At 40.3% G+C, this 6141-nt stretch carries 6 protein-coding genes; 3 read left to right on the top strand and 3 right to left on the bottom strand.

Annotation, left to right across the window (positions count from 1 at the left end; all coding sequences use genetic code 11):
• A partial coding sequence (gene argS / locus VNZ46_RS14325; RefSeq protein WP_325560770.1) for an arginine--tRNA ligase occupies positions 1-1006 on the bottom strand: 1006 nt, incomplete at its 3' end.
• A 3-nt stretch (positions 1007-1009) separates the two neighbouring features.
• Positions 1010-1960 (bottom strand): arginase, encoded by a 951-nt coding sequence (locus VNZ46_RS14320; protein ID WP_133782777.1) that lies wholly within the window; start codon positions 1958-1960, stop codon positions 1010-1012.
• A 100-nt stretch (positions 1961-2060) separates the two neighbouring features.
• On the opposite strand from VNZ46_RS14320, the gene VNZ46_RS14315 reads away from it, so the two are divergent.
• A complete protein-coding gene (locus tag VNZ46_RS14315; protein WP_325560769.1) occupies positions 2061-3452 on the top strand; it encodes an arginine decarboxylase in 1392 nt (463 codons plus the stop codon).
• Between the two features lie 59 nt (positions 3453-3511).
• On the opposite strand, the gene VNZ46_RS14310 is transcribed toward VNZ46_RS14315, so the two are convergent.
• Positions 3512-4357: an AraC family transcriptional regulator gene (locus VNZ46_RS14310; protein WP_325560768.1), complete on the bottom strand. Its 846-nt coding sequence runs from the start codon at positions 4355-4357 to the stop codon at positions 3512-3514.
• 164 nt (positions 4358-4521) lie between these two features.
• Between VNZ46_RS14310 and VNZ46_RS14305 the strand changes: the two genes are divergently transcribed.
• Positions 4522-5778, top strand: coding sequence for an MFS transporter (locus tag VNZ46_RS14305; RefSeq protein ID WP_325560767.1), 1257 nt, complete (start codon positions 4522-4524; stop codon positions 5776-5778).
• Positions 5765-6141 (top strand): trehalase family glycosidase (locus VNZ46_RS14300; RefSeq protein WP_325560766.1); only part of this gene is annotated, 377 nt, incomplete at its 3' end. The genes VNZ46_RS14305 and VNZ46_RS14300, both read left to right, overlap by 14 nt.

Here is a 6141-nt window from a genome sequence, read left to right as displayed (position 1 = left end):
TACCAAGATCCTGGGTAATGTATACCGAGGTTCCGTCGGCACGTAATACGAGTTTCTGGTCCAGGCCATCTTCCGTCAGATCGATCCATACAGACCCGTCTGGTTTTTTAAAGAATACGCCTTTGCTTAAACCTTCTTCTACCGTATCCTTACCTAATAAATAAGTATTGCTTTCGTAATAATATTTATCGAAATCTACGCCCAGATTTTTGTAAGTAATATCGAAACCTGCATACACCCATCCGTTCATCTTTTTCCAAAGATCCAGTACTTCTGTATTCCCTTGCTCCCATTCCAGCAGCATTTGTTGTGCCTGTTTAATCAGCGGTGCATTTTTCTTAGCCTCTTCTTCTGTCTGACCAGCAAGTTTAAGTGCTTCAATTTCTTTCTTATATTCTTTATCGAAGATCACATAATATTTTCCCACCAGGTGATCTCCTTTCAGGCCAGAACTCTCCGGGGTTTCTCCATCTCCAAATTTTTGCCAGGCCAGCATAGACTTACAGATATGGATACCCCGGTCATTCACCAGGTTTACTTTAAATACTTCAAAGCCGTTGGCTTTAAGTAACTCCGCAACAGAATAGCCCAACAGGTTGTTTCTAACATGCCCAAGATGCAGTGGTTTATTGGTGTTTGGAGAAGAATATTCTACCATTACCTTCTGTCCGTTGGGTTTGAAAGCACCAAAATCTTTATTCAACAGCGTATCGTTCAATAAATTCAACCAGTAAGCATCTGCAATGCTCAGGTTTAAAAAGCCTTTAACCACATTAAATCCTGTAACATCTGTAACATGCTCTACCAGGTAAGCACCAAGTTCCTGAGCTGTAACTTCTGGCGATTTTTTGGAAAAACGGACAATTGGAAAAACTACAATAGTGATTTGCCCTTCAAATTCAACCCTGGTGTCCTGCAGACTGATCTGGCTTTCCTGAATTTCCTGTTGATATAAGTCTTTAACTGCTGTTATCGTAGCAGCAACGATATGTTGTTCAATATTCATATTCTATTCGTTTCTAAAAGCGTTCGTCGCTTTAATTAAGATCTCAAAGGCATGCTCTGCCATTTGGTTCTCTTTATCTAAGGTTGGGTTTACTTCCACAATTTCAAAACAACACACTTTGTGATGTGTAATGAGCCTGGTCATTAAACCACCTGCTTCTTTCTCTGTTAAACCCTGGGCTACCGGAGTTCCTGTACCTCTTGATGCTGTTGGATCCAGTGAATCTACATCAAAAGAGACATAGATCAGGTCGCAATGGTCCAGGTACATCATCGTTTCAATCACCGTTCTTTCTACTCCCCGTTTCCGGAATTCGGCAGTGGTGATATTTTTTACTTTATTTTTTTTGATCAGGTGCTCTTCTGCTTTTTCCATATCCCTTGCAGAAATCAACACCAGATCACGGTAACTAATCTTAGGCGCTATATTCTCTACATTTTTGAGCTGATACCAGTAATTAATGGTTTCCTGGTCCAGTTTATTCACCTTAGAATCCGTATTATCCTCGTCCAGCACCATAGCCAAGGGCATACCATGCATATTTCCGGAAGGTGTAGTGTATGGAGAGTGCATGTCTGCATGGGCATCTATCCAGATTACACCCAGCCTGGATTTAGGATAAGCAGCCTTTATTCCCGAAATGGTACCTGCAGCTGTACTGTGGTCGCCAGCCAGAACAATTGGAAATTCATTATTTCCAAGGGTATTTTTCACCTCCTCACTCACCCGCTCCACCATGGTCAGAATGCCCGAAATCCTTTTGGCATAAGGACTCCCGGTACTTTCCAGCAACAAATGGTTCTCATTTGGTACTTCAATAGATTTGTGTTTTTTAAAGAACCTGCTTCCAAAATCTAATGCCGCAATTTTTATCGCATCTACCCCAAGACTGGCTCCGCGGGTACCCGCGCCAATCTCAGATTTTACTTCAATTATCTTTAAAGACTTAGTCATAAAAAAAATTACGAGTGTATTTTATAAAAGGTTTATCTTTGGGCCAAAATTAACTTATTTTATTTGCCACACCTTTAATAATTGTTCAAAAATATAAAAAATGCAGAGTTACTCCGAATTTCTTGATCTAAGTGTTGGTTTCCCACAGGAAGGCTATGACATTATAGACGATGAATTATACTTCCAGGACCTAAACTTAATGGAGATGATTGAAACCTATGGTACGCCCTTACGTTTCACTTATCTTCCGCTGATCAGCAAAAAAATTCAGCAGGCGAAGATCTTGTTCCAGACCGCCATCTTAAAGAACAATTACAGAGGTGATTACAAGTATTGCTATTGTACCAAGAGCTCCCACTTCCGGCACATCGTGGAAGAAGCCCTTAAAAATGGCATCCACCTGGAAACTTCATCTGCATTTGATATGCCAATGGTAGACGCCCTTGAGAAAAAAGGCGCGCTGACCAAAGACATTACGCTGATCTGTAACGGTTTTAAAACTTATCAATACAAACAGTATATCATAGATATGCTGCACGATGGGTATAAAAACATCATCCCTGTTTTAGACAACAAAGAGGAATTTAACCTCTATGATGATGAAATTGAGATGGATACCCCTTGTAATTTGGGAATTCGTATTGCCGCTGAAGAGCAGCCGGATTCTCAGTTCTACACTTCCCGTTTAGGTGTAAGATTGGAGGATGTCATTGATTTTTACAATAGTAAGATTGCATCCAACCCTAATTTCCGGGTTAAATTGCTGCATTTCTTCATCAATTCCGGTATTTCGGATACGCCTTATTACTGGAATGAACTGGAGAAATATGTAACCTTATATTGCAAATTCAAAAAGATCAACCCTGAGCTGGATACTTTAGATATCGGTGGTGGTATGCCTTTCAAAGACTCCCTGGTGTTTGATTTCGATTACGAATATATGGTCAATGAGATCGTTAAACGAATTAAAGAGATCTGCGCTGAACATGATGTTATTGAACCGGATATCATCACAGAATTTGGTAAATATACAGTAGCAGAAGCTTCTGGTATATTGTATAAGGTATTGGGCCGTAAACAGCAGAATGACCGTGAAAGATGGTTAATGCTGGATGGTTCTTTCATTACCAATCTTCCAGATGTTTGGGCACTGAACCAAAAATATGTATTGTTGCCTATCAACAACTGGGATGCGGAATATGAAAAAGTAAACCTTGGTGGAATTACCTGCGACGGTCAGGATTATTACAACCAGGAAGCACATATGAACAGTGTGTTTATGCCAAAAACACGTAAAGTACAATACCTTGGTTTCTTCCATACTGGTGCTTATCAGGAAGTACTGAGCGGTTATGGCGGTATTCACCACTGCTTGCTGCCAAGTCCTAAACATGTGATCATTCGCAGAAACAGAGATGAAACTTTCAACTTCGAGGTATTCGGCGAAGAGCAAAACAGTAAACAGGTATTGAAGATTCTGGGTTATACCTAGGCTTTTAACCTTTAAAATATCCAGGGTACCTGCAAGAACAGGTACCCTTTTTTGTGCCCTTATTTCTCTGTTCTGAAATCGGAGGGTGTTTTATGGATGATCTTTTTGAAGATCTTGTTAAAATAAGTTACATTATTAAAACCGCAGGCAAAACAAACCTCAGCCACTGTCTTGTCCTGCTGTAAGAGCAAACAGGCTTTCTGGATCCGGTAATGGTTTACAAACTCCGTAAAGGTGATATGGGTAGTCTTCTTAAAGTAGTTACAAAATGACGGTACAGAAATGTTAGCAATGTCTGCCACTTTTTGAATATCAATATCCTGATCATAGTAATTTTCAACGTATGTGAAGATTTTCTGCAACCTGTTCCGGTGTTTATTGACCATCTCCGCCAGTATAGGCTGTTTATTTAAAACATCATATTCTTCTGCAAGCGCAAGCTGATGCAGTACTTTCAGCATAGACAAATGCTTTTCAAAAGGCGGCATGTTTTTCATCTCTATCAGCAAAGCAGTCATCCGGCTCTTAACTTCGCCTTTAAATTTCAAGCCATGCTTGGAGCGTACAATCAGGTCTGAAATTTCCTTCATTTCCGGAAAGTCGGCTATCCATTGCTGCATGACCTCAGGCTTAATCTGCACCACAATTTCCTCATGAGGTTCTGTTGCATTCAGTCCAAATCCGGAATGCGGCATATTTGAACCAATCAATACCAGATCTCCATCATCATACATACTTAAATGGTTACCTACATGCCGGGTACCACCACCACCAACCACACACACCAGTTCATACTCCGGATGATAATGATACTGCCATATGAATTCGGAGATTGGCTTGTTTTGATAGAGAAACCTAAAGGAAGAATTTTCATCTGGTTTTACAATTTCAAATTCTATTTTCATCCTTATTAATGCTTAAAACATAAATATAACCATATTTATATTAATATAGTTCAATAAAAAATGAATACAGGATAATTTTTAATGCCAATTAATCCTCAATTTTAGTTAACCAAATATAAATAGCCACAACATAAGAAACAGGCTATCAACCTTATGTGTAAGAAATGGGAAATTTAAAAATTAAAGCATCTGTATTTATCAACTACCTCTTGTTTGGCATCATGTTAAACAGTGTAGGCACGGTGATCCTGCAAGTCCAGCGGTATTATGGAGTTACTGAATCATCTGCTTCCATACTAGAGGCCTTCAAAGACATCACTATAGCCGTTGTTTCCTTTTTAGTTGCATCTTTCATCACCCGTATCGGATATAAAAAGTCTATGCAAATTGGTCTGACTGCAGTAGCCCTTGCATGCTTTCTGGTCCCTTCCGTTAAAACCTTTATTGCGATCAAATTGCTTTTTGCAGTTACCGGGGCCAGTTTCGCTCTAACTAAAATCTCCGTATTTGGCAGTATTGGTTTAATCACCAAAGGAGAAAAAGAACACATCAGTTTCATGAATTTTCTGGAAAGCTTTTTCATGGTTGGAATTTTAATGGGCTATTTCATTTTTAGCTATTTTATTGATGATGCAGATGCAGCCTCAGAAAGATGGTTCCATATCTATTATTTTATAGGAGGACTCTATCTACTTGCATTACTCTTGCTGAGCAGTGCCCCGCTTAACGAATCAGAAGCCAGACCTGCTGAATTACTTAAAGCCGAGCAGTCTTTTTCGGATATGCTCAAACTCCTGGTTCTTCCACTGGTCGTTTCCTTTGTGATTTGCGCCTTTCTTTATGTACTTATTGAACAAAGTATCATGAGCTGGCTGCCAACATTTAACAATAAAGTGTTGCATTTGCCCTCTTCCTTCAGTGTTCTGATGGCGGGAATTATGGCCGCTTCTACAGCAATCGGTCGTTTTCTGGCCGGAATCATACTTAAAAAAATATCCTGGCATATTGCCTTAACCACTTGCCTGATCGCGGCGGCCTGTCTGGTTTTAATAGCGTTGCCCCTGGCCAAAGCAGAAAGCGGCCACCAAATACATGTTTGGGCTGACGTTCCTTTGTCTGCTTATATCTTTCCACTGATTGGTTTCTTTCTTGCACCGATTTATCCAGCCGTCAATTCGGTAATTCTGGCCGCACTGCCCAAAGAAAAACATGGTGCGATGTCTGGACTGATCGTTGTATTCTCTGCACTTGGAGGTTCCTTAGGTTCTCTGATCACCGGCTATATTTTCCAGCATTATGGCGGTCAAAGTGCATTTTATTTTTCCCTTGTACCACTCACCTTACTCACCATAGCTCTTTTTATCTTCAAAAGAACAAGAAGCGCCGCCCGAATTAATAAAGAAAACAATGCACCAAAATAGTCCACATAGCCCATCCCTGTTTGTAGAAGAACTGGAAGAACTCTTTACAGTTGTACAGATGAGTGCTGTCTTTCCAGACCAGAAAACCTTTCCGGATTGTATTCCAAAACGGCCCGTAACAGAAATTCTCAGCGAGTATAGAACTCAATATCATACTTTGGGCTTTGACCTGAAAGCTTTCGTTGCAGAAAATTTCCTGGCACCTAAAACAGAAGCCAGTCATTTCAAAAGCGAGGTCAGCAAGGGCATTGAATACCATATTCACAGCCTCTGGGATGTTTTAACAAGAACCGCAGCCGATCATCATGGCTCTCTCCTTGCTCTGCCTGAAAAATTTGTCGTCCCCGGAGGGCGTTTCCGTGA

Origin of the sequence: Pedobacter sp., from assembly GCF_035566355.1 — a bacterium.
GTDB lineage: Bacteria > Bacteroidota > Bacteroidia > Sphingobacteriales > Sphingobacteriaceae > Pedobacter.
The sequence above is the reverse complement of the archived record's forward strand: the minus strand, read 5'-3'. Positions and strand labels throughout refer to the sequence as shown.

Excerpts from the sequence above, each read along its gene's own strand:
- VNZ46_RS14315 (WP_325560769.1), top strand. The coding sequence starts at position 2,061 with ATGCAGAGTTACTCCGAATTTCTTGATCTAAGTGTTGGTTTCCCACAG.
- VNZ46_RS14320 (WP_133782777.1), bottom strand. The coding sequence starts at position 1,960 with ATGACTAAGTCTTTAAAGATAATTGAAGTAAAATCTGAGATTGGCGCG.
- VNZ46_RS14310 (WP_325560768.1), bottom strand. The coding sequence starts at position 4,357 with ATGAAAATAGAATTTGAAATTGTAAAACCAGATGAAAATTCTTCCTTT.
- VNZ46_RS14305 (WP_325560767.1), top strand. The coding sequence starts at position 4,522 with ATGGGAAATTTAAAAATTAAAGCATCTGTATTTATCAACTACCTCTTG.